Here is a 25877-nt window from a genome sequence, read left to right on the forward strand (position 1 = left end):
ACGCGGTGAAGCACCGTCGGCTGGGCCGAAGCGGCCTGCACGTCAGTGAGTTGGTGTACGGGAACTGGATCACGCACGGCGGGCAGATCGACGAGGACCGCGCCCGTGCGTGCGTCAGGGCGGCGCTGGACTGCGGTGTGACCAGTTTCGACACGGCCGACGGCTACGCGTTCGGTGCGGGCGAGGAGATCCTGGGCCGCGCGCTGGCGGGTGAACGCCGGTCCGGGGTCGAGATCTTCACCAAGGTGTACTGGCCGGTCGGCCCCGGGCCGAACGAGCGCGGCCTGTCCCGCAAGCACATCCTGGAGACGATCGACGTCTCGCTGCGCCGGCTCCGCACCGACCACGTCGACCTCTACCAGGCCCACCGCTTCGACCACGGCACCCCGTTGGAGGAGACCATGACGGCCTTCGCCGACGTGGTCCGCGCGGGCAAGGCCCTCTACGTCGGGGTGTCGGAGTGGCGGGCTGAGGAGATCCGCGCCGCGCAGCCGCTCGCGCGGGAGCTGCGGGTGCCGCTGGTGTCGAACCAGGCGCGCTATTCGGCGCTGCACCGCGTGATCGAGGCCGAGGTGATCCCCGCCTGCCGGGAGCTGGGGCTCGGCCAGCTCGCCTTCTCGCCGCTGGCGCAGGGCGTGCTCACCGGGAAGTACCTGCCCGGTCGGCCACCGCCCGCCGGGTCGCGTGCGACCGACACCAAGGGGTTCGGCGGGCACTTCATGGAGAAGGTGCTGCGTGAGGACATCCTCGGCCGTGTGCAGCGGCTGGTGCCGCTGGCCGAGGAGGCGGGGATGCCGCTGCCGGTCCTGGCCCTGGCCTGGGTGCTGCGGGAACCGAACGTGGCGGGTGCGGTGATCGGGGCCAGCGGGCCCCGGCAGATCACCGCCAACGCCGCGGCGTGCGACGTCGTCCTCGACGACGACCTGAAGGCGGCGGTGGACGCGGTCCTGGCACCGGTGGCGCTCACCGACCCGGCCCTGACGACCAGCCCGGCCGCCGCGTCCTGAACACCGCGCACGGTCCCGGCCCGCGACCGCCTCCCCCGCGCCCCGGCCTCCCCCTGCCCCCGGTCGGCTCCCGCGACCGGGGGCATCGCCATGCTCGGGGAAGGTGCGTCCGGCCACGCCCGGCCGGGCGGTCCGCGAAACCGGGAGGGTCCGGCCGGGCCGAACGGCGCACCGCGGCGCGCCCGGCGCCGGCCGCTCGCCGCACCTGGCCGGGGGCCGCCGGATCGCGGCCCCCGGCCCCGCGTCACGTCCAGGGATCCGCTGCCGGCCGGGGCGGTGCGGGCCGTACGGTCACGGCGGGCTCCGCGTGGGCCACGTCCGGATTCCCCGCGAGCGCCAGGTGCGGCAGAGACGGCTCCACGCCCGCCTCGCGGCACCAGCGCAGCGACAGCGCGAGCGGCACGCCCCGTTCCGACCACAGCCGCGTCAGCTGCCGCGCGGCCTCTCCCGGCCGCTCCGAGAGGGCGCCGGACCGCAGCAGCAGGGTGCGTCCGCGTACCAGCGCCCTCAGGAAGGCGTCCCGTTCCCGGGCCATGTGCACCCAGGAGCTGGCCGACAGTTCGGGGAAGCCGAGCGGTGCGCGGTAGGCGAACTCCGTGGTGGCGATGACGGAGGTCAACAGGGCGGGCGGCAGTCCGTGCACCGCGAGTTCGGTGCCGATCATGCGGATCAGCCGGCGCAGTACGTACGGACCGCCGCGGGGCCCGGGTGCCATTCCCTCGCCGAGCAGCAGGGACACGGCGCTGGAGAGGTCCGCCAGGAAGAGGGGGCTCGGGCCGGCCGCCGCGCCGGCCAGGGCCAGCAGGTCGGCGATGCCCGCGGTCAGCCGGCCGAGCAGGGGCGGCACCGGGGTTCTCCTGCCGCCCCGCACCGGCGGGCCGTCGGGAGCGGCGTGGTGTGTCAGCGCGTGCTCGGAGACGATCACCTCGAACAGCGGCCGGCGCAGGGGGGTCACACGGCCTGCCGTCCGCCGGCGTTCGACGAACTGGATGTGCGCGACCGAGAGGTGGCACCCGCAGGGGCAGTGTCCGTCGCAGTGCCCGAACACCACGTCCCGGGACCGGCGGCGCACCGTGAGGCACGGTCCCAGCTCGGTTTCCATCCGCTGCGGTGCGTCCGGCGGCCGGGGGCCGCGCACGATGCTCCCGGGCCGGACGCCGAGTCCGCGCAGGGCGGCTGTCACGGGCGGGCCGTCCTGCGGCTCCGCCCGGATCAGGAAGGTCAGTTCACCCGGTGGGACGCCGGCTTTCCGCAGCGCGTCCAGGACATCGCCCAGCGCCTCCTGGTAGGGGCGCCTGCCGGTCCACACGGCTCCGACGGTGCGTTGCACGCTCGGTGGGGAGGCGGGGGGCAGGTGAGCCAGCCGACTGGTGTTCAGGACCCACTGCAGGACGACCGCGCCGCCGGGTTCCGGCCGGGGGTGACCGGTCAGGAACCTGCGCCAGGCCGGTGCCGCCACCGAGGTGAAGAGGGTGGTGGCACCGTCGTCGGCCGCGAGCAGGGGTCCCGGTGGGACGCGGCGATAGCCGAGCCACACCAAACATTCCGCGAACGTCGACACCTGCGGCACGCTCTCCCGCACGCCCACCACTCCCCGTTTCAAGTTCACAGAGGCAAAACTTTACACGCTGTCACAAAATTCTGTCACAGCTCAGACGCGGCTGCATTCATTCCCACCAGGCTACCGAGATGCGAGGTTTGAGGCTGTTTCGCTCCGCACGCAAGACAGCTCAAAGCGCACCAGAAGCGCGCTATACGCATTTCTCGTGCCACTTAATTCTGGTGTTGACCATCAAGTCATGCCGTGCCAGCATTTGATCTCGTCGCAGTCAAGTGAGTCACAACATGAGTCACGTACCGCTGCCACTTGGGATCGAGTGAGGACTGAGGGATGAATCGCTTAAGGCGCCTGTCGGCAGCCGTCGCACTCCTGCTGTGTTTCGCCGCTCCGGTGGCGTCCGCCGCGCACGCCGAGCGGCCGGCCGGGCCCGCGTCGCCGTCCGCCGTCGCCGGGTCCGGGCCCGACTGGCCCCCGGCCATCAGCGACGTACCGCTCTGCTGTTGACCGCGGTGCCTCACCAGGTGAGGGCGGTCGCGTCCCCCTCCGCGCCGTCGCTACGTGCGCGACGTCAGCTTCCGGCCCGTCAGGAAGGTCTCCCGGTGCCCCATGCACCGCATGCTCTGCCGGTACGCCCACACCGCGCGCTCGTCCTCACCGCAGAGCTTCAGGATCTCGGCCAACTCGGCCCAGGCGAAAGCCGCCTGGCGATTGGCCTCCGACGCCTCCAGCATCAGGGCGCCCCGCTCGTAGGCGTCCTGCGCGGACTCGCGGTCCCCGAGCGCCAACCGGGCCGCGGCCAGCACCAGATGGTTGCGGGCGCTCTGCAACCGGTGGTCGGGGCCGAGCAGTTCCAGGGCCCGTTCGGCGTGCCCGATGGCGGCCTCGGCATTCCCGAGGCGCAGTTCGACCTGCGCGAGGGCGGAGAGGCAGTAGGCGATGTCTATGCTGCTGCCCACCTCGCGCAGGCTCGTGAGGCTCTGTTCGAGGACGTCGCGGGCGACCTCCGGCTTCGCCGTCTCCGACTGGAGGAGCAGCATGGCGTAGGCGTTCCGCAGCCGCGCCAGGGCCCGCTGGTCCTCGCCCTCGCCGTAGATGGCGAGGGCCTTCTCGATCAGTGTGAGGGCGTCCGCGGTGTTGCCGTTGCGGTGCATGACCACGCTGGCGTTCCAGTACGCGGCGCCGAGCGCCCGGGAGTCCGTGACCGTCCCCGCCTGCTCGATCGCCTGGGTGGCGAGGTAGGCCGCGCGGTGCATGTCGCCGCGCTCCATGTAGACGCCGACCAGGGTGGAGAGCAGTTCGATACCGATGACGGTCGGCCGGAGCTGGAGCTTCTCCAGCTCGGCCAGGGTGGCCTCGGCCACCTCGATGGCGTGCGACAGGTCGCCCAGTTCCCGGTAGCACCTGCACAGCGCGATCACGGTGGGCAGGCGCGGCACCATGTCGGGTCGGTCCAGGGAGGCAGCGTGCAGGTACTCGTACCGGGTGACCGCTTCCTCCAGCCGCCCGCCGTGCTCCAGCGACCGGGCCATGCCGTACTCCGCCTTGTACCAGACCTCGGGCCGGTCGGCGAGGCTGATCTTGTCCTGGAGCGACCGGTACGCCTCGAACGCGGCGTCCGGGTCCCCGTTGTTCAGGGCCATCTCGGCGTAGTTCAGCTCCACCTGGAACTCGTTGGCCGAGACCTCCGGCGGAGCGCCGCTCAGGTCCGCCGGGTCGCAGCCCAACCGCGCGGCCAACTGGTCGAGCACATCGGCCGACGGCACCCGCTTGCCCGCTTCGAGGAGCGAGATGTAGCTGGCGGACAGCCCGTCACCGGCGAGTTCGGCCTGGGACATTCCGGCTGCGCGGCGCAGGCGTCGGATGCGCGCGCCGACTTCACCCGAGTTCTTCACGCCTGCTCCTCGGCCCTGTGGATGATCATTACCAGTCGGTCAAGTTTAGCTCAAGACGACGGCGTACGGGGAAGCGTCACATTGAGCCAGAACGTGGACCACTGCCGTTCCATCCGGTCCGTCACCGACCGTCGACGCCGCCGTTTCCGCAGGTGAGCGCTCTCGCTCGCGGACACCGTCCGGTACTGGAGCAGATTGTTGACCGCAGTTATTTTCCGGTCACTTTCTCTGTCATCTTCTCTGTCAGCTTCCGCCCTCCGGAAACGGCGGCTGCCGGCCGCCGCACGCCATCCGACCACACCGACCAGGGGAGCCCAGTGCGTAGCTCGACCACACCCACACCTGTGCGCCGCGGCAGTCTCCGGGTACCCGGCGGCGACCAGCGGACCGTCCCGGCACGGCCGTCCCTGGAGGAGAGGCTCGCCGCCGTCATGCCCCTCGACGAGCGGCAGCGCAAGCTGGTGGCGCTGCTGCTCGCCGGGCACACGGACGCGAGCGCGGCCGGCCGGCTCGGCGTCAGCCCCCGCACGGTGACGAACATCCTCCGCTCGCTCATGGACCGGCTGGGGGTCGACAACCGCTTCCAGTTGGGGGTGGCCCTCGGCAGCCGGATGCGCGCGCCCGACCGCCCGGACCGCCCTCCCCGTCCCGTCCCGATACGGGGCGAGATGCCGGAGTACGGGGTCCCTGGGCCGTCGGCCCGTCGGGAGGCGGGCGCGTAGGCCCGACGGCCCCGGGGGAACGGGACTCCGGCCGCGCCCGGACAACGCTGTCACACGGCCACGGCCGTCCGGTGCGGTCCGACGCCCGCGCGCACGGCTGCTCACCGAGGCGCCGAGCGCCTTGCCGACCGGCGACGAGCCACCGCAGGTCGGGCCGCCCACCCGCACGGTGGTCCCGACCGGGCGTGAGGGTCGGGGTCACCTTCGTCCCGTCGCGGGTGATGCCGAAGCGGATGTCGCCCTCGACTGTGGAGGTCACCGTGTCGATCTGCTGAGGATGACCGTCTGCGGGACCACCTCGTACGTCTCCCAGCCGGGCTTCGCCGGCCCGCCCGCAACAGCCGCCGCAGCCCACGGGTGCGGGCGGCGCACCTGTCGGCCCCGGGTCCACCACGGTCCCGGCACGGCGGCGCGCGCCCGCCCACCCGTTCACCTCGTCGGCGCGCCCCGGCGGAGCGTGCGGAGAGTCGTTGGTGGTGCCGGCGGTCGCCACCACGGCGAACACCCCGGCCGTGGAGGTCAGCACCGCGTTCACGGCGTCCCCGGTGAGGTGACCCCGCCGGTCCACGGGGGCGGTGACGACGGTGACGTCCATGGCCCGCGCCGCGGATTCGATCGAGGAGTGGGCGCTGTCGGCGCACACGATCTTCCAGCCGTCCGCGGGCCGGGCCGGGACGCGGCAGCGGCGGCGCGGGCCGTGACGAGCGCCGAGAGGTTGCCGAGGGCGCCGCCGCTGACGAAGCATCCCGCCGCGGTGCTCGGCCATCCGAACGGGTCGCTCCTGCGGCGGCACGCGGGGGACTGACGCGGAGCCGGTGCGCACGGGGGCACGCAACCGCACGGCGGTGCTGGTGAGCACGGCCGAACAGGTACGCCCGGCAGAACGGTCCGCCCGCCGCGGTGGCGGTCGGGCGGAGTCCCGGTCCTGTGCCGCTGCGCGGCCGTGACGCGGTGCGCGCCGTCAGTCGTCGAGCGGCTCGTAGTCGAACCAGTCGAAGTGCGCGGAGTCCGCCGTGGCGTACATCCCGAGGACCCGGCCGGTGAAGCCGCCGGCGACCTCGGTGGAGAGGTAGCGGCCGTCCAGCGAGGCGAGTGCGGTGAAGGTGCCGTCGGGTTCCTCGAAACCGAGCGTGACGGTGTCGGGGCCGACGCGCGGATCGTGCGGGGCCCGCAGCTCCCGCGTCTCGGCGCGCAGGACCACGGGCCCCGCCGGCGCGGGACGGGAGGCCATGATCGTGCTCGACGGGCCGATCCGGGCCCTGACCCGCACCTGGCCGGAGGCGACCTCGACGCTGTAGTGGTGCTGCTCGTCGAGGCGGACGGCGAGGCCGCCGTGCCCGTCCGAGGCGTCGAGGGAGGTACGCACCCGGCACGCCACGTGCTGCTGCCGTCGGCCCACGAAGGTGACGTCGGGTTCGTCGAGCGAGCTGCCGCGAGCGCGAAGGGTCAGCCATCCGGGCCTTTCCTTCGTGGTGCACTCCTCCGCGGAGCGGTGCCGCAGGGAGACCCAGTGCGGGGCGAGTTCGCTCGTGTCGAAGTCGTCCCGGACCTCGGGCGCGGTGACCGGGGGCTGGAGCGGCCAGGCGGGGGCGGGTGCCTGCAGCGGCACCTCGTCGATGACGGGCCAGCCGTCCACCCAGGTGACGGGGGCGAGGTGGGTCTCGCGGCCGAGGACGTGCCAGCCGGGGGTGCCGCCGCCGGGGCGGACGCCGAGGAGGACCATCCACCAGCTGTCGTCGGGGCCCTGGACGAGGTCGGCGTGGCCGGTGTTCTGGATGGGGTGGTCGGTGCCCCGGTGGGTGAGGATCGGGTTGGCGGGGCAGGGCTCGAAGGGGCCGTCGGGGGTTCGTGCGCGGGCGATGGACACGCCGTGGCAGCGTTCGGTGCCGCCCTCGGCGATGAGCAGGTACCAGTAGCCGCCGATCCGGTAGAGGTGCGGCGCCTCGGGGGCCTTCGCACCGGGTGTGCCGGACCACAGGCGGCGGGAGGGGCCGAGGGTCTCCCCGGTGGTGGGATCGATGGGGATCTGCGCGACGCCCGCGGTGGTGCACCAGCAGGTGCCGTCCTCGTCCCAGGCGAGGTCGGGGTCGATGCCGTGGACACCGGGCAGTCGTACGGGCTCGGACCAGGGGCCGGCCGGGTCGGTGGCCGTGAACAGCAGATTGCCGTCGCCGCTGACGTTCGTGACGATCAGCCAGAACCGGCCGTCGTGGTGGCGCAGCGTGGGGGCGTAGATCCCGCCGGAGGCGGGGGTCTCCTTGGGGAGCCGCAACTGGCTGGGCCGGTCGAGGGCGTTGCCGATCTGGGTCCAGTGGACCAGGTCGCGGCTGTGGAAGAGGGGCACGCCGGGGAAGTACTCGAAGCTGGAGCAGGCGAGGTAGTAGTCGTCGCCGACGCGGCAGACGCTGGGGTCGGGGTGGAAGCCGGGGATCACCGGGTTGCTGAAGGTGGCTCCGGTATCAGGCAGGTTGGACACCCTCGTCGAATCCTTTCACCGACGGCCGGGGTCGCACGGGGGACCGTCCCCGGCGGCGGCGTCGAAAGTTTTCGCTTTGCCCTGTGGACACTTTCCGAAGGAGGCTAGCCAGGGGTCGTCAGCGAGGTCAATGGGATCTCGTCGACCGCCGGGAGCGCAACGAACGGGCCGGTCAGACCCGTTGGCGTCACGCCGGGACCTGACCACCCCTCGCCGCCGCTCCCGATCGCCGCACAGGAGGGCTCCGGCCTGGTCCGCGTCCGCGCCGTCCTGCTCCGGTCACAGCTGTGGCCCCGGCCACGTCGTCATGTTAATTTCTCCGCCGCTCACCGCGAAAGTTGCTCCGTCGAATCCCTATCTGTGTCGGCCTCCGGCCGGCTCCACGTGTCGCACACCCCCACAACAGAAGGTGCACGTGATGACGACGAGACTCGCACGACTTCTTCCGCGACGGCGCCGGTCGTCGCGGATCCCGCGGAGACTGACGGCACTCGTCCTGGCGCTCGTCCTGCTTCCACTGCTGCCCGCAACCGCGCTGGCCGCCGATCCCCCGGTGCCGCCGCCGAGTTCCCCGGCCGCGCGGAGCGCGGTGGCGGCGATGCAGCCCGGCTGGAACCTGGGCAACACCTACGACGCCATCCCCGACGAGACGTCGTGGGGCAATCCCCCGGTGACCAGGGCGCTCTTCCAGAAGGTCAAGTCCCAGGGTTTCAAGAGCATCCGGCTGCCCGTCACCTGGGGCATCCACCAGGGGCCGGCGCCCGACCACCGGATCGACGCGGCCTGGATGGCGAAGGTGCGCCAGGTCGTCGACCTGGCGCTGAGCGAGGACCTGTACGTCCTGCTCAACATGCACCACGACTCCTGGATGTGGGTGAACACCCTCTCCACGGACCACGACGCCGTCCTCGCCCGCTACCGCGCGACCTGGACCCAGATAGCGGCCGAGTTCCGTGACCGGTCGCCGAAGCTGGCGCTGGAGAGCATCAACGAGCCCACGTTCAGCGGTACGTCCGGGGACGAGGAGAACTACCGGCTGCTGGCCGAACTGAACAAGGAGTTCCACCGGATCGTCCGCGGCTCCGGCGGCGGGAACGCGGACCGTCTGCTCGTGCTGCCGACGCTGTACACCAACGCCGACCAGGGCAGGCTCGACGCGCTGGCCACCGAACTGGCGGACCTGCGCGACCCCATGGTGGCCACGACCGTCCACTTCTACGGCTGGTGGCCGTTCAGCGTGAACATCGCCGGCTACACCCGGTTCGACGCCACCTCCGAGCAGGACCTCACCGGCACCTTCGACCGGGTGTACAACGCCTTCACCGCGCGCGGCATCCCGGTGGTCATCGGCGAGTACGCGCTGCTGGCCTACGACCACTACCGGCCCGGCATCATCCAGCGGGGCGAACAGCGCAAGTACTTCGAGTTCCTGGGCGACTACGCCCGTCGGCGGAACCTCACCACCATGCTGTGGGACGCCGGCCAGTTCCTGAACCGCAACACCCTGCAGTGGCGTGACGCGGAGCTGTTCGGGCAGATCAGGTCGAGCTGGACCACACGCTCGGGAACCGCCTCCAGCGACATGGTGTTCGTGCCGAAGACAGGGGCCGTCACGAGCCAGGACCTCACACTCAACCTGAACGGCACCGACTTCCAGGGCCTGCGCCACGGCTCCCGCACCCTCCTCCGGGGCAAGGACTACACCCTGTCCGGCAACCGGCTCACCCTGACGGCCGCCACGCTCACCGAGCTGGTCGGCGACCGGGCGTACGGGGTCAACGCGACGCTGGAGGCGAGGTTCTCCCGCGGTGTCCCCTGGCGTATCGACGTGATCAGCCACGACCGGCCGGTGTTGTCGACCGCCTCGGGGACCACCGGCGGCCTGAGCGTCCCCACCCAGTTCCGGGGTGACATGCTCGCGACCATGGAGGCGAAGTACGACGACGGCGCCAACGCGGGACCCGCCGACTGGACGTCGTACCAGCAGTGGGACACCGCCTTCTCGGCGTACACCGGCGACTCCATCAAGCTGACCGCGGAGTTCTTCACCTCGCTGCGGGACAACGCGCGCGTGACGCTCACCTTCCACTTCTGGAGTGGCGCGAAGGTCACGTACCACGTCACCAAGTCGGGCGGCACGGTGACCGGTTCACCCGCCTGAGCACGCTCGGCAGTGGCGACGCCGCGCGGCGTCGCCCATGAGGGCGGCCCCGGGGGACGTCCCCCTCGTCGCGGTCGTCGCGCGGGTGTGCGTGGTCCTGCCGGCGGCCTTCTCTCGGGGCGCGTCACGGTGGGCGCCTGAGCGCGCCGAGTGCCCCGGTGCACCGGCATGACGCCGTACGCATCCGGTGGCGTCCGCGCGCCCGACGGTGAGGGCGTCGTTCGTGTGGCCGCGCGGTGCGGCTCGGGGCTCGGCGCCCCCGGGGAGGAAGGTGTGGTGCTTCCGGGAACGTCGTCGGGTCGGTGGTCGAAAGATCACCGACCGGGCCCCGGCCGGAGACCACCGTCCGGGGCGCAGTCCGGTGAGTCCACTCGTTGGGCGCCGCCGAGGGCCGCCGATCCGGCCGGGCCCTACCGCTTCCCCGGCCGGATCGGGCGCCTCCCGCCGGGTCCGCTCCGCCGCGGGGTGCCGAAGGGCTCTCCCGACGTGCCCGGTGGTCCCGGTCAGGGGGCCGGGTGACCCATGGCCGGGCGCGCACGCCGGGACGACGCTGGAGGTGACTCGGTCCGTACACCCGTTCCGGAGGTACGTCATGAACGCTCCCCCCACGCCCGGCATGCTGCGGGCGTTGCCCGCCGAGCACCGGCAGCGGCTGATGCGGTTCGCCCGCGAGGTGTCGTTCCCGCAGGGCGCCCGCATCTTCGAAGAGGGGGGTACGGCCGACCGGTTCTGGATCATCCGGACCGGCACGGTCGCCCTCGACATGCGGGTGCCCGGCCGCCGCCCCGCTGTCATCGAGACGCTGGGCCACAACGAGCTGATCGGCTGGTCCTGGCTCTTCCCCCCGCACGTGTGGCATCTGGGGGCCGAGGCCACCAGCCCGGTGCGCGCCCACGAGTTCGACGCCGCCGCGATCCGACTGCTGTGCCAGGAGGACCCCGCGCTCGGCTTCGCGGTCGCCCAGTGGGTGGGCGGCATCCTCGCCCACCGTCTGCACTCGGCCCGCACCCGGCTGCTGGACCTGTACGCCCCCTACGGCAGCGGCAGCCTCCTGTGACGGCCGACGACTGACGGCACACCCGCCACCCACCACCGACCACCGGCTGACGGCCGACGGCCGGCGTGCCTCGACGTCCAGCATCTTCCGACTTCGGGCACCTGACATCCGACGGCCCCGTGACGTGACGACCGAGGAGACATGATGCACGGCAGCCCGCACATCGTGAGCGACGTGATGACCCACACCGTCGCCGCCATAGGCAGCGGCGCCGCCTTCAAGGAGATCGTGCGGATGATGCACGACTGGAAGGTCAGCGCCCTGCCCGTCCTGGAGGGCGAGGGGCGCGTCGTCGGTGTGGTCTCCGAGGCCGACCTGCTGGCCAAGGAGGAGTTCCGCGACAGCGACCCCGACCGTCGCACCCAGCTGGCCCGCCTGGCCGACCTCGCCAAGGCCGGTGCCAGGACCGCCGGGGAGCTGATGACCTCCCCCGCCGTCACCGTCCGCGCCGACGCGACCCTCGCCGAGGCCGCGCGGGCCATGGCGCAGGCCCGGGTCAAGCGGCTTCCGGTGGTCGACGAGCTGGGCATGCTGGAGGGCGTCGTGAGCCGGGGCGACCTGCTGAAGGTGTTCCTGCGCGGCGACGACGAGATCGCCGAGGAGGTGCGCCGGGAGGTGGTGTCGTACCTCTTCCCCGAGCCGGCGTCCGCCGTGCGCCTGACCGTCCGGGAAGGGGTCGTGCGGGTCGGCGGACACGTCCGCGACACCTCCCTCGTGCCGGTGGCCGCCCGGCTGATCCGGGCCGTCGAGGGCGTCGTCGACGTCGAGTTCGACCTGTCGGGACGCCCCGACCTCTCGGCCGACGCCTCGTCGGGGCGCGACTCGTCGGGGCGCGAGGACGGCGTTGCGTCGTCCTGACCCGCGCGTGACGGCGTGCGCCGGCCGGAGGCTGCACGCCTCAGGCCGGCGCCCGCCGTCACGCGCGCGCTCGCTCCTCCCACCGCAGGTCGAGCCACCCGCGGCCACCGGACCCGCGATGACGGGCCCGGTGGCTGCGGGTGTCCGGACGGCCGCCGCCCTGCGCCGGTGAGGGCGGCGGCCGTGGCGCGAGACCTCCCGTCTCCCCTGTCAGGAGGGCTCGCCGGGCACCCTCGCGGCTGTTGGGGCACGGGTGCGTGCATGCCCGCCGGCGAGCAGCCGCGAGGAGTGGCTGGTCGGCCCCCGTCCGCACGGGCGGACGGAGTGCCGGTGTTGCTCAGAGGGTGGCGCGGCTCCCGCCCGGCGCGACGCCCGTGAGTTCCGCCGCCCGGTCCGCGGCCCATGCCCGGATCGCGGGGAAGTCACGGAAGTCCCCGCCCTTGCCGGACCGGAGGATCATCCCGGCGACCCATCCCTTGGCCCCTTCCTCCAGGCAGCCGCCGAAGGTGACGTGCCCCTGGGCGTCGAGGCGGGCCATGGCCTTGCGCACTCCGGGGACGGGTGGGATGTTCCGTTGTGTGGCGGAGGGGTCGAGGGGGCCGCTGCTGAACAGCCACAGGGGCCGTTCGGCGAGGGCGTGACGGTGCCGGCGCAGGAAGCGCCGGGCGTCCTTGTGCCAGCGTCCCGCGTAGAGCCCGCCGCCGACGATGACCGCGTCGTACGGATCGAGACTCGCCACGGAGGGCGCCGGGAGTGCCTCGGCGGTGAGTCCCGCCCCGGTGAGGGTTTCCGCGACGGTCTCGGCGATCCTCGCGGTGGAGCCGTTGGTCGATCCATAGGTGACCAGTACACGGGTGGACATGTGGTCCGCCTCCTCTCGGAAGCCGTCATGGGTGCGGTGTCCTGTCGTCGTCCAGTCGTCGTCCCGTCGTCTAGTCGGGGTGCGCCCGGTGCGGGACGACGGCGACCGGGCAGGCAGCGTGGTGGAGCGCTGTGTGGGCGACGCGGCCGAGCTGGAGCCCGAAGCGGTGCTCCCTGTGGCGCCGGGCCGCGCCCACGACCAGCAGGTCGGCGTCGGCCGAGGCGTCGAGGAGCACCTTGTGGGCGGGGCCCTCGGCGGTGCGCCGGTGCACCCGCACGGTCGGGTAGCGGGCGACCGCGTCGTCGAGCGCGGTCTCCAGCGTCTCGGCGGCGTGCTGTTCGTGCAAGCGGGCGGGTTCGCCCGCGAGCAGGGGGTGGTCGGTGGACTCGCGCGCGGGGCACCGCCAGGCGCGGACGGCCTCCAGTACGGCGCCCCGCCGCTCAGCCTCCTCGAAGGCGAACCCGACGGCCTCGGTTCCGTGCGCCTCCTCGCCGACGCCCAGCACGATCCGCCCGTGTGCTGTCGGCGGCTGCCCGTCGGGGGCGCCGCGCAGCACGACCACGGGGCAGGTGGCGTACGCGGCGACGCCCAGGCTGACGGAACCGAGCAGGAACTCGGCGATGCCGCCGCGCCCCCGCGCGCCGAGGACCAGTGCCGTGGCGTCGTGTCCTTCGTGGACCAGGGCGTACTCCGGTTCCTCGGGAACGATCCCGGTGAACACCTTCACCTCCGGGCGGCGTTCGCGCGCCCGGCGTGCGGCGGCGTCGACGATGCCCTCGGCGATCGTCTGCTCGGACGGTTTTCCGAGGTCCTCGGCGAGCGCGGCGCCCTCGTAGCGCTCCCACAGCGAGGCGTGCACCAGCCGGAGCGGCACGCCGTGCAGGGCGGCCTCGTCGGCCGCCCAGTCGACGGCCCGCAGGCTCGGTGCGGAGCCGTCGACACCGACGACCAGGGGACGTTCCATCGGTGGTCCTCCTCGGGATGCGCGGAGCGCGGGTGCCCCGTCAGGGGTGGGCGATCACGGCCACGGGGGCGGCCGAGTGGTGCAGGACCGCGTGGGTGACCGGGCCGATGTGCGCGCCGACCGGGCTGCGCCGGACGCGGCGGCCGACGACCACGAGGGACGCCTCGCGGGAGGCTTCGACGAGGGGGTGGGCGGCGTTGCCCCAGCGGCACACCTCGGTGACGTCGATGTCGGGGAACTTCACCTGCCACGGCCTGAGGACCTCGGTCAGGGCGGTGACCTGGTTGGTGCGCAGCTCGGGGCCGAGTTCCGGGTCGGCGGGCAGGGCGTAGGCGTAGTACGGCGGCGGGTTCCAGCCGTTGACGACCCGCAGGGAGGTCTCCCGCCGGGCGGCCGCGTCGAAGGCGAACTCGATGACGGTGTCGTGCGGGTTCTCGGTGTCGAGGCCGAGGACGACGGGCCGGAAGGGGGTGGCGGCCGACGGGATGCCGACCGGGTCGGCCTGGTGCTCGTCGGCGGCCTGTTCCCCGGCGCGGACGAGGACGACCGGCTGTTCGGCGTGCGCGACGACCATCTGACCGACGGAGCCCACCAGGAAGCCGCCGATGCCGCTGAGCCCCCGGGAGCCGAGGACGAGCAGGGCGGCGTCCTGCGCCGCGCGGGTCAGGACCTCGCCGGGCCGGCCCCTGACCTGTTCCACGGTGACGTCCACGCCGGGATGCCGCAGCCGCAGCCCTTCGGCCTCCTCGCGCGGTATCCGCTCGCTCCAGTGCTGGAGCGTCTCGGCGGCGAGCAGCGGTGCCTGGGCGACGGGGTCGGGTACCGGTTCCCAGACGTGGAGGAGGGTCAGCGGCAGGTTCCGCAGCTTCGCCTCGCGGGCCGCCCACTCGGCGGCGGCCCGGCTCTCGGCCGACCCGTCGAGCCCTACGACAACGGTGTTCACCATCTTTCTGCCTCCTGAACGGGGGGTGTGCTCCCAGCGTCGTGCCACGGGGGCCGGTGGTGGAGGGGCCGCAGGTCCCCGGCAGGGGCCGAACGTCCCTGACGCGACCGGTCCGGTGCGCGGACCCGCGATGTGGCTCGCGCGCGGGCCGCTCCTCGGTGGATGCTGATCCCCACGCGGTGGAGGGAGGCCCATGGTCCAGGGCGCGGGCGGAGAGCACGTTCCGGGGTGGCGGCGCGTGGCCCCCGGGCTCGGCACGCTCCTCGGCTACCGGCGGGCGTGGCTGAAGGGCGACGTCCTGGCCGGGGTCACCGTCGCCGCGTATCTGGTGCCCCAGGTGATGGCTTACGCGGGGGTGGCGGGGCTGCCGCCGGTCGTCGGGCTGTGGGCGATCCTGCCCGCCCTGGCCGCCTACGCGCTGCTCGGCTCGTCCCGGCTGCTGTCGGTGGGACCGGAGTCGACGACGGCGCTGATGACGGCGACAGTGGTGGCTCCCCTCGCCGCCGGGGACCCGGACCGGTACGCGACCCTGGCGGCGACGCTCGCGATCACGGTGGGCCTGCTGTGCGTGGGGGCGCGCCTGGCGCGCCTGGGCTTCGTCGCGGACCTGCTGTCCCGGCCGGTGCTGATCGGTTATCTGGCGGGCGTCGCGCTGATCATGACGGTGGACCAGCTGCCGAAGCTCACCGGGATCGACACGGCGGGGTCCGCGTTCTTCGCGCAGGTGTGGTCGTTCCTGGGGAACCTGCCGGAGCTGCACGTGGCGACCGCCGTGTTCTCCGCGGTGGCGCTGGTCGTCCTGTTCACCGTCGCCCGGTACGTCCGGGCCGTTCCCGGTCCTCTGCTGGTCCTGGTCCTGGGCACGGCGTCCGTCGCCGTCCTCGGGCTGGACGACCGGTTCGGCATCGAGGTGATCGGTGACGTGCCGGTCGGGCTGCCCGGGTTCTCCGCGCCGGACCTGGGCGAGCTGCCCCGGCTGGTGCTGCCCGCGCTGGGTGTGCTGCTGGTCGCCTACACCGACTTCATCCTCACCGCACGGGCCTTCGCCGGCCGCGACGGCGAGGAGACGCTCGACGCCGACCAGGAGTTCCTCGCCCTGGGCGCCGCCAACCTCGGGGCGGGCGCGCTGAGTGGCTTCCCGGTGAGCAGCAGCGCCAGCCGTACCGCGCTGGCGTCCTCCGGGGGTGCCCGCAGCCAGGCGTACTCGTTGGTCGCCGGGGCGGCCGTGCTGGCGGTTCTGCTCTTCCTCAGCCCGCTGCTGTCCCGCACGCCGAGGGCCGTGCTGGGCGTGCTCGTCGTGTACGCGGCCGTCCGCATGGTCGACCTGGCGGGGTTCCGCAGGCTCGCGTCGTTCCGCCGGCGGGAGCTGCTGCTGGCCCTCGGCTGCCTCGCCGGGGTCCTGGTCCTCGGCATCCTGTACGGGGTGCTGGTCGCCGTCGGCCTGTCGATCGCGGAGCTGCTGACGCGGGTGGCCCGCCCGCACGACGCCGTCCAGGGGCTGGTGCCCGGGGTGGCGGGCATGCACGACATCGACGACTACCCGACCGCCCGGACCATCCCCGGCCTGCTGGTGTACCGCTACGACTCCCCGCTGTTCTTCGCCAACGCGGAGGACTTCCGCCGTCGTGCCCTGGCCGCGGTGGACGAGCAGAAGGACCCCGTGCGCTGGTTCGTCCTCAACGCGGAGGCGAACGTGGAGGTCGACATCACCGCCCTGGACGCCGTGGACGAATTGCGGCGTGAGCTGACCCGGCGGGGCGTCGTCTTCGCGCTCGCCCGTGTCAAGCAGGACCTGATGAGCGACCTGAGGGCCTACGGCCTCACGGAGTCCGTCGGCGCCGACCGGATCTTCCCCACGCTCCCGACGGCCGTGGCCGCGTACCGGCAGTGGGGCGGCGACGGGGGCTGAGAACGACGTCGTGTTCAGGACGGCGCGGGGCCGCGGGCGGCCCGGCGCGGTCAGGAGAGCAGGGTCAGCCAGTAGGTCCAGAACCGGGTCGCGACGAGCATCCCGATCAGGGCGTACCAGGTCACCGGCACCACCCAGTGGAACTCCCATGCCGCGGCGACGAGGGGGCGCGGTGCGCGGATGATGCCGTGGCGGAGGTTGTGGACGGTCGTGTACCAGAACATGGCGATGGTGGCGGCCCACACGAGCATGCACCACAGGCAGAGCGCGCCGATGTCGTAGAGCGCCTGCGTCATCAGCCACATGCTGAAGACGACCCCGCCGAGGGTGCCGGCGTTGAGGCCGAGCCAGTACCAGCGCCGGTAGTGGGCCCCCGCCAGCAGCCCGAACCCGATGCCGGTGACGACGCCGAACGCGATCAGGCCGATCACCGGGTTGGGGAAGCCGAACACGGCCGCCTGTTCGCTGCGCATCACGCTCGTGCAGGACACCACCGGACTGAGACTGCACGGGGGCACGTACGAGGCGTTCTCCAGCAGCCGGAACTTGTCGACGGTGATGACGAAGGAGCCGAGGAGTCCGAGCGCTCCGGTGATCACGAGGAGCCAGGCGAAGGCGGGCCGTGCCCCCGTGCGCGTGTCGTGACCGTGTCGCGGGGCGCCCTCGCCGGCCGCGAGCCGCAGCGTGCTCACCTCGCACCGCCCTTCACCGCGGCGGCACCCGCGCGGGACATGGCCGCGGGCCTGATGCCCGCCGCGTCGGCCGGCGCGCCGTGGGTGTCCGCCGGCCTCGTCCTGCGGGCGGCCCCGGCCGGCCAGACGACCTCGACGGGGATGCCGCGGGACCGGGCGAACGCGACCAGGTGAGCGGTGGCGTCCCTGCCGTCGGAGGGCGAGCCGTCCCAGACCGCGAACACCCGCCGGCCGGCGGCGACGACACGTTCGTCGGCGCTGACGCGGGCGTCGCGGTCGGCGGGGTCGAAGCCCAGCAGCCGGACCTCCTCGGCCAGCGTCAGCAGTTCCGCGGCACCCGACCGATCGGGCTCGGGCAGGACGGCGGGTACGGCACGCTCGGTCGGCAGCAGCACCACCAGTCTCCTGCCCGCCGCGCGCACCGCCCGCCCGAACGCCACGGGCACCCCGGCCCCGGCTCGCACGAGCCCGGTGGCACCGTCGCTCAGCCGGTCCAGGTGGCCTCGCAGTTCGACCTGCACCAACTCCAGCGCGGGCGCGGTCAGATCCGCGTGCCCCACCGCGACGATCACCGCTCGCCCTCCCCAGCCGTCCTCTTGCCGGACATGCGTGTCCTTCCGCCTCGGCAACCGATGGCACGCAGTGAAGCCCGTCCCGACGGCCCGGGGGTAGGGCCGAACGGACCCACGGGCAGGGCGTTTCCGCCCTGGTGACGCGCGCAGACGTCGGCGCCGGCCGCCTGTTCCGCGGTCGGCGCCGACAAGGACGCGTCTGAGGGGCGCAGCGGGGTCACGCGCCGGGCCGGATGCGGCCACGCCAGGCTCCGGACTCGCCGCCGCGCTTCTCCATGTACTCCTTGAAGCGCCGCATGTCACCCTTCACACGCCGGTCGACCATGCCCAGCATGTCGCCCGCCTTCTCGACGGGGCCGCTGGGCTCGACGTCCATGACGAGCTCCACCCGGGTGTGCGTGTCGTCCAGGCGCTCGAAGTGGACCGTGCCCTTCTGCTTGGTGTCACCCGTGGTCGTGCGCCAGGTGATCCGCTCGTCCGGAAGCTGGTCGACGATCTCGGTGTCGAACTCGCGCCGCGTCCCACCGACCTTGGTCACCCAGTGGTTGTGGCGGTCGTCGAGCTGCCGAACCTCCTCGACCCCCTCCATGAACTGCGGGAACTCCTCGAACTGGGTCCACTGGTTGTAGGCGGTGTGGACGGGGACCTCGACCTCCACCGCTTCCTTGACCGTGCTCATCTGAGATCTCCTCGCTGTGGTTTCGCCCCGGCCGGACCGTCGCGACGCCGGCCATGGCCTCTGCACCGCGACCGGGTACCCGTGAAGCACTCGCCTACGACCGATGCCGTCACCTGATCTCGTCCAGGACGGTCGGGACCGCGGCGTCCGGACGCCCGGCACCGGAGGTGGTTCGCAAAAGGTCACGTCGTCACGGTTGCGAACGCCGGATTTGGCGTGAAAATGGGGGCCGCGCGGTGTGTCTGCTTCGCGACGAGGTCGGGCTCCCCCGGTGGGACAGCGCACTCGGCTGGCAGGGGGCCAGCGGACGCCGGGGCATCGGTGGCGGCGGTGGCCGCCGATGGCGGGACCGACCCGCTGGTCGCCGACGCGGACGGGAAGGCGGCAGCCATGGACTGGTGGCGGGACGCGGCATGTGCCCACGAGGATCCGGAACTCTTCTTCCCGGTGGCCGTCACCGGGGCGGCCCTGCGGGATCAGCAGGCCAGGGCGAAGGCGGTCTGCCGGCGCTGCCCGGTGATCCACCCCTGTCTGTCGTGGGCGCTCCAGGCGACGGGCGCGCAGGGCGTGTGGGGCGGTACGTGCGAGGAGGAACGGCGCGGACTGCGCCGGGGCGGCGTCCAGGGGGAGTCGGCGCTCGGCGTCACCGGGTCGGCGTGAAGCGGACGGGCGTGAAGCGAACGGGCGTGGCGCGGGCGGCGTGAAGCGGGTCGGCGTGAAACCGACGGGCGTGGAGCGGGCTGGCGGTGACACTCGGCGCCTGTGGGACGCACCCTTTGACCGGCGCACGCGCACCGCGCACGGGCCGGACACATGGACCTGGCGCGGGGGCCGGGCGTGCGGGCCGGCGCACGGTCGTGACGTCGGCGTACGCCCGCGCCGCCGTCCGGCGTCCCGTCCGATGCGCTGCCGTAGGCTGGCCGTAACAGCCATTCGGGCTTCTCGTCTTCGTCAGCCGTCAGCCGTTCCTGACCACCGTGAACGAACGAGGTCGACGGACGGAACCGGGCAGTCCCCGTTCGATGGGGCGTGGTGTGACGGTGTACGAGGACCCGGCGCGCATGCTCGTGGCGCTCACCCGGGCCAGCCATCTGACGACGTTCGAGAAGCTGTCCGCCCTGGTCGCCACCCACGCGGAGCGCGCCGGACTCGGCCGGACCAGTATCTTTCTGGCCGATCTGCAGCAGGACGTGCTGCGGGAGGTCACCGGCCGGGGCGTGGACGCCGGGGACGGCGGCGAGGAACTCCGCGTCGACGGCACCCTGGCGGGCCGGGCCTTCCAGAAGGGGCTGGGCGGCGGGGTGTCCGACGGACGCGGGCGGCACTGGATCCCCGTCGTGGACGGCACCGAACGCCTCGGGGTCCTGCGCGTCGACGTCACCACCGCCGACCCGGACCAGGAGGCGATGCAGGACCTGGCCTCCCTGCTGGGACTGATGCTGGTGTCCATACGCAGCTGCAGCGACTCCTACGCCCGCCTCACCCGCACCCGGCGGATGAGCCCCTCCGCGGAGATGCAGTGGACCCTGATGCCGCCGCAGACGTTCTCCGACGGCCGGGTGACCGTCGCGGCCGCGATGGAACCGGCGTACGACACCGCCGGGGACGCCTTCGACTACGCCCTGGCCTCGGACGTCGTCCATATGACCATCTTCGACGCGATGGGACACGACACCGCCGCGGGGCTCACCGCGAACCTGGCCATCGCCACCTGCCGCAGCCACCGCCGCCGGGGAGCCGGGCTGTCCGAGGCGGGCAGCGCGATCGAGGCGGCGCTCCTCGAACAGTTCCAGCACAGCCGCTACGCCACCGGCATCCTCGCCGACCTCCACCTCAGCTCCGGATACCTGAGCTGGGTCAACTACGGGCACCCTGTGCCCGTCCTCATCCGGGGCGGGCGCTGGGTCACCCCCCTGGCCTGTCCGCCCACCCATCCCCTCGGCACGGACCTGGAGCTGTCCGCCACGGTCTGCCGGGAGCAGCTGGAACCGGGCGACCGGGTGCTGTTCTACACCGACGGCATCACCGAGGCACGCGACACCGGAGGGCACGAGTTCGGCCGCGACCGGTTCGTCGACTTCGTCGTCCGCCACCACGCGGACGACGTGCCGCTGCCGGAGACACTGCGCCGGCTGATCCACGCGGTCCTCGACTACCACGACGGTTTCCTGGCCGACGACGCCACGGTCCTGTGCTGCGAATGGCACGGCAGCACGCCGCCGCAGTGAGCCGGCAGTGATCCACAGTGATCCGGTCGGACATTTTCGCAGGGCCGGCGCGGGCCCCGAGGGGACATCCGGCACGCGGTTCGGATCGAGGCCGGTCATCCGCTGATCGGACGTACAGGTGCTCCGACGCCGGGCCGTCTCCCGCCGGCTCTGGCAGAGTCGAGGGGGCGCCGGGGATCCGTGGTCGACGGCGCCCGGACCGCAGCGACCCGGGGAGACGCCATGAGGGAAGCGGGAGGTTCCCGCCCGCCCACGGACGGGACCGACGGCAACGGGACCACGGCCCTCGTCCCGCCCGCATGAGACGGCGCGAGCAGCACGCCGAGGGCGCCGGACCCTTCGTCACGCGGCTTACCTGGGAGCCGCCCGGCGGCGGTGTCGCGGTCTGGGAGTCCCGGCTCGCCCGGCGCCGCGGACTCATCACCGTCCACCCGCCCGGAGCGCCCGCCGCCCGTCGCGCCAGTGCCGACGACACCGCGGTCGCCCGGTTGCGCGGACTCAACGCGATCGCCGCCACCGCCTTCGTCCTCGGCGGAGCGCTCTTCGCGGTGGGCGCCACCGTCGCCCAGTTCCGCTCCGGCGACGCCACCACCTGCGCGACGATCTACTTCGTCGGCGGCCTGTTCTTCAACACCGGCGGCTATGTGTCCCTGCTCCAGGTGATCAACGCGCCGCGCCATGTGCCGGGCGGCGAAGGGACCCTGGTCACCCAGCGCTGGCGATGGTGGAGCTACGAGCCGGCACGGGCGGACTGGCTGAGCACGTTCGTCCTGTTCGCCGGGACCCTGGTGTTCGCGGTCAACCTGCTCGACTCCTTCATGCAGGGCCTGACCGTGCAGCAGATCAACCGTCTGATCTGGACACCCGACGTGATCGGCTGCACGCTCTTCCTGATCTCAGGGCACCTCGCCCTCGTCGAGGTCTGCCACGGCCGGCCGCGGCTCCTGCCGCGCGACCTCGGATGGTGGATCGTCGCCGTGAACCAACTCGGCTCCGTCCTGTTCATGGTCTCGGCGATCGCCGCCTACATCCGCCCGGCCACCGGCAGCCCGGTCAACACCGACATCTCCAACTGGGGCACCCTCACCGGCGCCCTCTGCTTCCTGGCCGGCGGCCTCCTCCAGCACGTCGAACGTCCCTAGTGCCGCGACGGGCAACGTTCGCCCCGTCGCGACGCTCCGGCACGCACTCCCGCCGCATCGGGAACAAGCCCGGGTACGTCCCGTACGAGGACGTGCGCCCGGCACGCCGCGAGCACGCACCAAACGCCGCTCCTCGACGGGCAGACGTCACCTGCCGCGGCACTAGTGCCGGTGCCGCGCCGCGTCGTGGTGTTCACCGCCACGCGGGCGACGGCACCGGCCGTTCTCCGACCAGCAACGCCTCGGACTCCGGCCTCGGGCACCGCCGGATCACCGGCCGGTGGGAGGGAGCGAGCCCCTACGCCTTCAGGGCGTTCAGGACCACGGACCTGGCCTCCTCCTGGATCCGGGTCAGGTGGTCGGGGCCGTGGAAGGACTCGGCGTAGATCTTGTAGACGTCCTCGGTGCCGGAGGGGCGTGCCGCGAACCAGGCGTTGGCGGTGGCCACCTTGATGCCGCCGAGGGCCGCGCCGTTGCCGGGGGCCTCGGTGAGGACCGCGGTGACCGGTTCCCCGGCGAGCGTGTCGGCGGTGACCTGACGCGGCGACAGCTTCGCGAGCAGTGCCTTCTCCTCGCGGGACGCGGGGGCGTCGACGCGCGCGTAGGCGGGGGCGCCGAAGCGTTCGGTGAGCCCGGCGTAGTGCTGCGACGGGCTCCGGCCGGTGACGGCCGTGATCTCTGCGGCGAGCAGCGCCAGGATGATGCCGTCCTTGTCGGTGGTCCACACGGAGCCGTCGCGGCGCAGGAACGACGCGCCCGCCGACTCCTCGCCGCCGAAGCCGAGCGTGCCGTCGGACAAGCCGTCCACGAACCATTTGAAGCCGACGGGGACTTCGACCAGTTGCCGGCCGACGTCCGCCGCGACCCGGTCGATCATGCTGGACGACACGAGGGTCTTGCCGATCCCGGCAGCGGCCGGCCACTGCTCCCGGTGCGCGAACAGGTAGGCGATCGCCACGGCCAGATAGTGGTTGGGGTTCATCAGGCCGCCGTCCGGGGTGACGATGCCGTGCCGGTCGGCGTCGGCGTCGTTGCCGGTGGAGATGTCGAACCGGTCGCGCCGCTCGATGAGCGAGGCCATGGCGTACGGCGAGGAGCAGTCCATGCGGATCTTGCCGTCCCAGTCCAGCGTCATGAAGCGCCAGGTGGGGTCGGTGAGCGGGTTCACCACCGTCAGGTCGAGCCGGTGCTGTTCGGCGATCCGGCCCCAGTAGGCGACGGAGGCGCCGCCCAGCGGGTCGGCTCCGATGCGCACACCGGCGGAGCGGATCGCGTCCAGGTCCAGCACGTGCGGCAGGTCGGCGACGTACGCGCCGAGGAAGTCGTGGCGGCCGGTGCCGGGGGCGGCGAGGGCGCGGGCGTACGGGATGCGCCGTACGTCCTTCATGCCGCCGGCGATGATCTCGTTGGCGCGGTCCTGGATCCAGGAGGTCGCCTCGGAACCGGCGGGGCCGCCGCTGGGCGGGTTGTACTTGAAGCCGCCGTCGGCGGGCGGGTTGTGCGAGGGGGTGACCACCACGCCGTCTGCGAGGGCCGAGGTGCGGCCGCGGTTGTGGGTGAGGATGGCGTGCGAGACGGCCGGGGTGGGCGTGTAGCCGTCGGCCTGGTCGATGAGGACGGTGACGTCGTTGGCGGCGAACACCTCCAGCGCCGTGACCCGCGCCGGCTCGGACAGGGCGTGCGTGTCTGCCCCGAGGAAGAGGGGGCCGTCGGTGCCCTGGGCGGCCCGGTACTCGCAGATGGCCTGGCTGGTGGCGGCGATATGGTCCTCGTTGAACGCCGCCGCGAGGGACGAGCCGCGGTGTCCCGAAGTGCCGAACGCCACCCGCTGCCCGGGCTCGGCCGGGTCCGGGTGCAGCGCGTAGTACGCCGTGACCAGGCGGGCCACATCGACGAGGTCGCCGGGTCCGGCGACCTGCCCCGCTCGCGCGTCCTGCATGTCCCGCTCCTCCGCAAGGTTCGACCGTTGGGTACGGCCCTCATTCTCCCCTGCCGGACGCACCGGGACGCGCACGGGGCGGACGTCGTGGCGGACGTTGTGGCGCACGTCCCGCGAGTGCGACGATGCGGGTCGGCCATCGAAGGGACACCGACGTGACGCAGGAGCACCAACGGCCGCCCGCCGCTGTGCTGTTCGACGCCCTGGGCGCCGACTACGAGAGGGCGTTCGCCCAAGCCCCGGCGCATCTGGCGGCGTTGGAGTGGCTGATCGAGCGGCTGCCTCCCGGCGCGCGGACGCTGGACGTGGGCAGCGGCACCGGGCGGCCCACCGCGGCGGCGCTGGTGGAGGCGGGGCACTCGGTGCTGGGGGTCGATGTCTCCCCCGTCATGGTGGAGCTCGCCCGGCGCCAGGTCCCCGAGGCCGAGTTCCGCCGCGCGGACGTGCGTGACCTCCCGCTGGAGGCGGGCTCGTTCGACGGTGTGTGCGTGTTCTTCTCGCTGCTGCAGATGACCCGCGCCGAGCAGTCGGCCCTGCTGCGGCGACTGGCCAGGGCCCTGCGGCCCGGCGGGCATCTGGTGCTGGCCACCGTGCCGGCGGACGTCGAGGACGTCGAGGTGGTCTTCATGGGCCGGCCGGTCCGGGCGACCAGCTTCGCCGAGGACGACGTCGTCGCCCTGGTGGAGGGGGCGGGCCTGACGGTGCTGTCCCGGCGCAGCGCCCTCTTCACCCCGGACCACCCCGGCGCCGGCCCCGAGCCGCACCTCTTCCTGCACTGCCGGCGCGACGGGACCGACCACTGACCCGAGGGCGCGGGACCGGAGCGGCCGCCCCGGTCCGCCGAGCGGCGCGCGGGGGCGGACCGTGCCGGGGCGCGTGCGCCGGTGGCGGCGGCTACCGTCGGCGGTATGCGCAGTGATCTCGGCGGGTGGCGGCGGTGCCTGCTCGGTGGGGCGGTGTTCGCCGTGTGCATGGTCGGCACGACGCTGCCGACCCCTCTCTACGGCCTCTACCAGGAGAAGTTCGGCTTCTCCGAGCTGACCGTCACCGTCGTCTACGCGGTCTACGCCGTCGGGGTCATCGGGGTCCTGCTTCTGGCGGGCAACGTCTCGGACGCCGTGGGCCGCCGGCCGGTGCTGCTGTGGGGGCTGGGGTTCGCGGCGGCGAGCGCCGTCTGCTTCCTGTGCGCCACCGCGATGGGCTGGCTCTACGCGGGACGACTGCTGTCGGGCCTGTCGGCGGGCCTCTTCACCGGGGCCGCCACGGCGTACGTCATGGAGCTGGCGCCGCCCGGCGGTGCCTCGCGTGCGACGTTCGTGGCGACCGCCGCGAACATGGGCGGCCTCGGCTGCGGTCCGCTGCTGGCGGGGGTGCTCGCCGAGTACGCCGCCTGGCCGCTGTATCTGCCGTTCGCCGTCCACCTCGCCCTGGTGGCCTGCTCAGCCGTCGTGCTGCTGCGGCTTCCGGAGACCGTGCGGGAGCGACGGCCGCTGCGCACCGTACGGCCCGAGCGGCCGGGGCTGACCCCGGGGGTCCGGGCGGTGTTCGCGCCGGCGGGGACCGCGTCCTTCGTGGGATTCGCGCTGTTCGGGGTGTTCACGTCGGTCAGTCCGGCCTTCCTCGCCCAGTCCCTGGACGTGCGCGACCACGCGGTGAGCGGTCTGGTCGTCGCGCTGGCGTTCTTCGCGTCCACCGGCGGGCAGTTGGCCGTCGGCCGGGTCGGGGTCGGCCGGTCGCTGCCGCTGGGGTGTGCCGCGCTCCTGACCGGTCTGGCACTGCTGGCGGGTGCGCTGTGGTGGGAGTCGCTGGCGCTGGTCGTCCTGAGCGCGCTCGTCGGCGGCACCGGGCAGGGGCTGGCGTTTCGAGGGGCGCTGTCGGCCGTGGCGCGTGCCGCCGAGCCGGACCGTCGCGCGGCCGCGATCTCCGCGCTCTTCGTGGTGGCGTACACGGGCATCTCCCTGCCGGTCATCGGGATGGGTCTGCTGACGGAGTCGATCGGCCTGGAGAACGCCGGTCTGGTGTTCATCGCCTGCATGGCTCTCCTGGTGTCGGCCGCGGGCCTGTAACTCCTGCGCCGCCCGGTGACCGCGCCGGAGGCGGGCGGGGTGCGCTGAGCGTGGCGGCCCGGCCATGGCCGGGGCACCCGGATCGCGGCCGGGCGAGGAGACGGCCGGGCGCATCGGTCACACTCGTGCGGCGGACCTCCCCCGTTC

21 protein-coding genes and 1 pseudogene are annotated in these 25877 nt (G+C 73.1%); 11 read left to right on the forward strand and 11 right to left on the reverse strand.

Going from position 1 to position 25877, the window contains the following annotated elements; all coding sequences use genetic code 11:
- Positions 1-5: 5 nt before the first annotated feature.
- A complete protein-coding gene (locus GSY65_RS01795) occupies positions 6-1007 on the forward strand; it encodes an aldo/keto reductase family protein (RefSeq protein WP_159765612.1) in 1002 nt (333 codons plus the stop codon).
- A 244-nt stretch (positions 1008-1251) separates the two neighbouring features.
- Here the strand turns inward: GSY65_RS01795 and GSY65_RS01800 are convergent, their stop codons facing one another.
- Positions 1252-2589, reverse strand: a complete 1338-nt coding sequence (locus GSY65_RS01800) for a hypothetical protein (RefSeq protein WP_236579656.1) — start codon at positions 2587-2589, stop codon at positions 1252-1254.
- Between the two features lie 533 nt (positions 2590-3122).
- A complete protein-coding gene (locus GSY65_RS01805; RefSeq protein WP_236579657.1) occupies positions 3123-4460 on the reverse strand; it encodes a helix-turn-helix domain-containing protein in 1338 nt (445 codons plus the stop codon).
- Between the two features lie 344 nt (positions 4461-4804).
- Between GSY65_RS01805 and GSY65_RS01810 the strand changes: the two genes are divergently transcribed.
- The gene (locus GSY65_RS01810) at positions 4805-5182 is read left to right on the forward strand and encodes a helix-turn-helix domain-containing protein (protein WP_201452430.1); all 378 of its coding nucleotides are present in this window, start codon (positions 4805-4807) and stop codon (positions 5180-5182) included.
- A 529-nt stretch (positions 5183-5711) separates the two neighbouring features.
- Here the strand turns inward: GSY65_RS01810 and GSY65_RS33500 are convergent.
- Positions 5712-5777: pseudogene (locus GSY65_RS33500) on the reverse strand (hypothetical protein); the annotation flags it as partial.
- 366 nt (positions 5778-6143) lie between these two features.
- On the reverse strand, positions 6144-7658 hold the full coding sequence (locus tag GSY65_RS01820; RefSeq protein WP_159765614.1) for a glycoside hydrolase family 43 protein: 1515 nt from the start codon (positions 7656-7658) through the stop codon (positions 6144-6146).
- 418 nt (positions 7659-8076) lie between these two features.
- On the opposite strand from GSY65_RS01820, the gene GSY65_RS01825 reads away from it, so the two are divergent.
- From GSY65_RS01825 to GSY65_RS01835, 3 genes are all read left to right on the forward strand, one after another.
- Positions 8077-9819: a cellulase family glycosylhydrolase gene (locus tag GSY65_RS01825; RefSeq protein WP_201452431.1), complete on the forward strand. Its 1743-nt coding sequence runs from the start codon at positions 8077-8079 to the stop codon at positions 9817-9819.
- 592 nt (positions 9820-10411) lie between these two features.
- Entirely contained in the window at positions 10412-10876 is a 465-nt protein-coding gene (locus GSY65_RS01830) for a cyclic nucleotide-binding domain-containing protein (RefSeq protein WP_159765616.1), read from the forward strand.
- Between the two features lie 144 nt (positions 10877-11020).
- Positions 11021-11734 carry a CBS domain-containing protein gene (locus tag GSY65_RS01835; RefSeq protein ID WP_159775525.1) on the forward strand — a complete coding sequence of 238 codons (714 nt, stop codon included), beginning with the start codon at positions 11021-11023 and terminating at the stop codon, positions 11732-11734.
- A gap of 337 nt (positions 11735-12071) precedes the next feature.
- Here the strand turns inward: GSY65_RS01835 and GSY65_RS01840 are convergent, their stop codons facing one another.
- From GSY65_RS01840 to GSY65_RS01850, 3 genes are all read right to left on the reverse strand, one after another.
- The gene (locus GSY65_RS01840) at positions 12072-12596 is read right to left on the reverse strand and encodes a flavodoxin domain-containing protein (RefSeq protein WP_159765617.1); all 525 of its coding nucleotides are present in this window, start codon (positions 12594-12596) and stop codon (positions 12072-12074) included.
- A gap of 70 nt (positions 12597-12666) precedes the next feature.
- Positions 12667-13560, reverse strand: a complete 894-nt coding sequence (locus GSY65_RS01845) for a universal stress protein (protein ID WP_159765618.1) — start codon at positions 13558-13560, stop codon at positions 12667-12669.
- A 40-nt stretch (positions 13561-13600) separates the two neighbouring features.
- Positions 13601-14506 (reverse strand): universal stress protein, encoded by a 906-nt coding sequence (locus GSY65_RS01850; RefSeq protein WP_159765619.1) that lies wholly within the window; start codon positions 14504-14506, stop codon positions 13601-13603.
- Between the two features lie 190 nt (positions 14507-14696).
- Here GSY65_RS01850 and GSY65_RS01855 point away from each other — a divergent pair, with 190 nt between their 5' ends.
- The gene (locus GSY65_RS01855; RefSeq protein ID WP_159765620.1) at positions 14697-16412 is read left to right on the forward strand and encodes a SulP family inorganic anion transporter; all 1716 of its coding nucleotides are present in this window, start codon (positions 14697-14699) and stop codon (positions 16410-16412) included.
- Positions 16413-16462: 50 nt separating this feature from the next.
- Here the strand turns inward: GSY65_RS01855 and GSY65_RS01860 are convergent, their stop codons facing one another.
- The 3 genes from GSY65_RS01860 to GSY65_RS01870 form a co-directional block, all read right to left on the reverse strand.
- Entirely contained in the window at positions 16463-17095 is a 633-nt protein-coding gene (locus GSY65_RS01860; RefSeq protein WP_236580172.1) for a vitamin K epoxide reductase family protein, read from the reverse strand.
- A 5-nt stretch (positions 17096-17100) separates the two neighbouring features.
- Entirely contained in the window at positions 17101-17676 is a 576-nt protein-coding gene (locus GSY65_RS01865) for a hypothetical protein (protein WP_236579658.1), read from the reverse strand.
- 217 nt (positions 17677-17893) lie between these two features.
- Positions 17894-18355 carry an SRPBCC family protein gene (locus GSY65_RS01870; RefSeq protein ID WP_159765622.1) on the reverse strand — a complete coding sequence of 154 codons (462 nt, stop codon included), beginning with the start codon at positions 18353-18355 and terminating at the stop codon, positions 17894-17896.
- 390 nt (positions 18356-18745) lie between these two features.
- Between GSY65_RS01870 and GSY65_RS01875 the strand changes: the two genes are divergently transcribed.
- The 3 genes from GSY65_RS01875 (at position 18746) to GSY65_RS01885 (ending at position 21725) form a co-directional block, all read left to right on the forward strand.
- Positions 18746-19015 carry a WhiB family transcriptional regulator gene (locus GSY65_RS01875; RefSeq protein ID WP_159775527.1) on the forward strand — a complete coding sequence of 90 codons (270 nt, stop codon included), beginning with the start codon at positions 18746-18748 and terminating at the stop codon, positions 19013-19015.
- 374 nt (positions 19016-19389) lie between these two features.
- Positions 19390-20583: a PP2C family protein-serine/threonine phosphatase gene (locus GSY65_RS01880; protein ID WP_328707476.1), complete on the forward strand. Its 1194-nt coding sequence runs from the start codon at positions 19390-19392 to the stop codon at positions 20581-20583.
- Between the two features lie 299 nt (positions 20584-20882).
- Positions 20883-21725 carry a hypothetical protein gene (locus GSY65_RS01885; protein WP_159765623.1) on the forward strand — a complete coding sequence of 281 codons (843 nt, stop codon included), beginning with the start codon at positions 20883-20885 and terminating at the stop codon, positions 21723-21725.
- Between the two features lie 298 nt (positions 21726-22023).
- On the opposite strand, the gene pgm is transcribed toward GSY65_RS01885, so the two are convergent.
- Positions 22024-23664: a phosphoglucomutase (alpha-D-glucose-1,6-bisphosphate-dependent) gene (pgm, locus tag GSY65_RS01890; RefSeq protein ID WP_159765624.1), complete on the reverse strand. Its 1641-nt coding sequence runs from the start codon at positions 23662-23664 to the stop codon at positions 22024-22026.
- A gap of 125 nt (positions 23665-23789) precedes the next feature.
- Here pgm and GSY65_RS01895 point away from each other — a divergent pair, with 125 nt between their 5' ends.
- The gene (locus GSY65_RS01895; RefSeq protein ID WP_159765625.1) at positions 23790-24467 is read left to right on the forward strand and encodes a class I SAM-dependent methyltransferase; all 678 of its coding nucleotides are present in this window, start codon (positions 23790-23792) and stop codon (positions 24465-24467) included.
- A gap of 105 nt (positions 24468-24572) precedes the next feature.
- Complete coding sequence (locus GSY65_RS01900) at positions 24573-25730, forward strand: MFS transporter (RefSeq protein ID WP_159765626.1); 1158 nt, start codon at positions 24573-24575, stop codon at positions 25728-25730.
- Positions 25731-25877 lie beyond the last annotated feature (147 nt).

Source organism: Streptomyces sp. HM190, from assembly GCF_009857135.1.
Lineage (GTDB): Bacteria > Actinomycetota > Actinomycetes > Streptomycetales > Streptomycetaceae > Streptomyces > Streptomyces heilongjiangensis.

Bases quoted from the DNA above. Each gene is read 5' to 3' on its own strand.
- GSY65_RS01825 (WP_201452431.1), top strand. From the start codon at position 8,077: ATGACGACGAGACTCGCACGACTTCTTCCGCGACGGCGCCGGTCGTCG.
- GSY65_RS01835 (WP_159775525.1), top strand. From the start codon at position 11,021: ATGCACGGCAGCCCGCACATCGTGAGCGACGTGATGACCCACACCGTC.
- GSY65_RS01895 (WP_159765625.1), top strand. From the start codon at position 23,790: ATGCGGGTCGGCCATCGAAGGGACACCGACGTGACGCAGGAGCACCAA.
- GSY65_RS01885 (WP_159765623.1), top strand. From the start codon at position 20,883: ATGAGACGGCGCGAGCAGCACGCCGAGGGCGCCGGACCCTTCGTCACG.
- GSY65_RS01845 (WP_159765618.1), bottom strand. From the start codon at position 13,560: ATGGAACGTCCCCTGGTCGTCGGTGTCGACGGCTCCGCACCGAGCCTG.
- GSY65_RS01875 (WP_159775527.1), top strand. From the start codon at position 18,746: ATGGACTGGTGGCGGGACGCGGCATGTGCCCACGAGGATCCGGAACTC.
- pgm (WP_159765624.1), bottom strand. From the start codon at position 23,664: ATGCAGGACGCGCGAGCGGGGCAGGTCGCCGGACCCGGCGACCTCGTC.
- GSY65_RS01900 (WP_159765626.1), top strand. From the start codon at position 24,573: ATGCGCAGTGATCTCGGCGGGTGGCGGCGGTGCCTGCTCGGTGGGGCG.
- GSY65_RS01850 (WP_159765619.1), bottom strand. From the start codon at position 14,506: ATGGTGAACACCGTTGTCGTAGGGCTCGACGGGTCGGCCGAGAGCCGG.
- GSY65_RS01855 (WP_159765620.1), top strand. From the start codon at position 14,697: ATGGTCCAGGGCGCGGGCGGAGAGCACGTTCCGGGGTGGCGGCGCGTG.
- GSY65_RS01840 (WP_159765617.1), bottom strand. From the start codon at position 12,596: ATGTCCACCCGTGTACTGGTCACCTATGGATCGACCAACGGCTCCACC.
- GSY65_RS01870 (WP_159765622.1), bottom strand. From the start codon at position 18,355: ATGAGCACGGTCAAGGAAGCGGTGGAGGTCGAGGTCCCCGTCCACACC.
- GSY65_RS01830 (WP_159765616.1), top strand. From the start codon at position 10,412: ATGAACGCTCCCCCCACGCCCGGCATGCTGCGGGCGTTGCCCGCCGAG.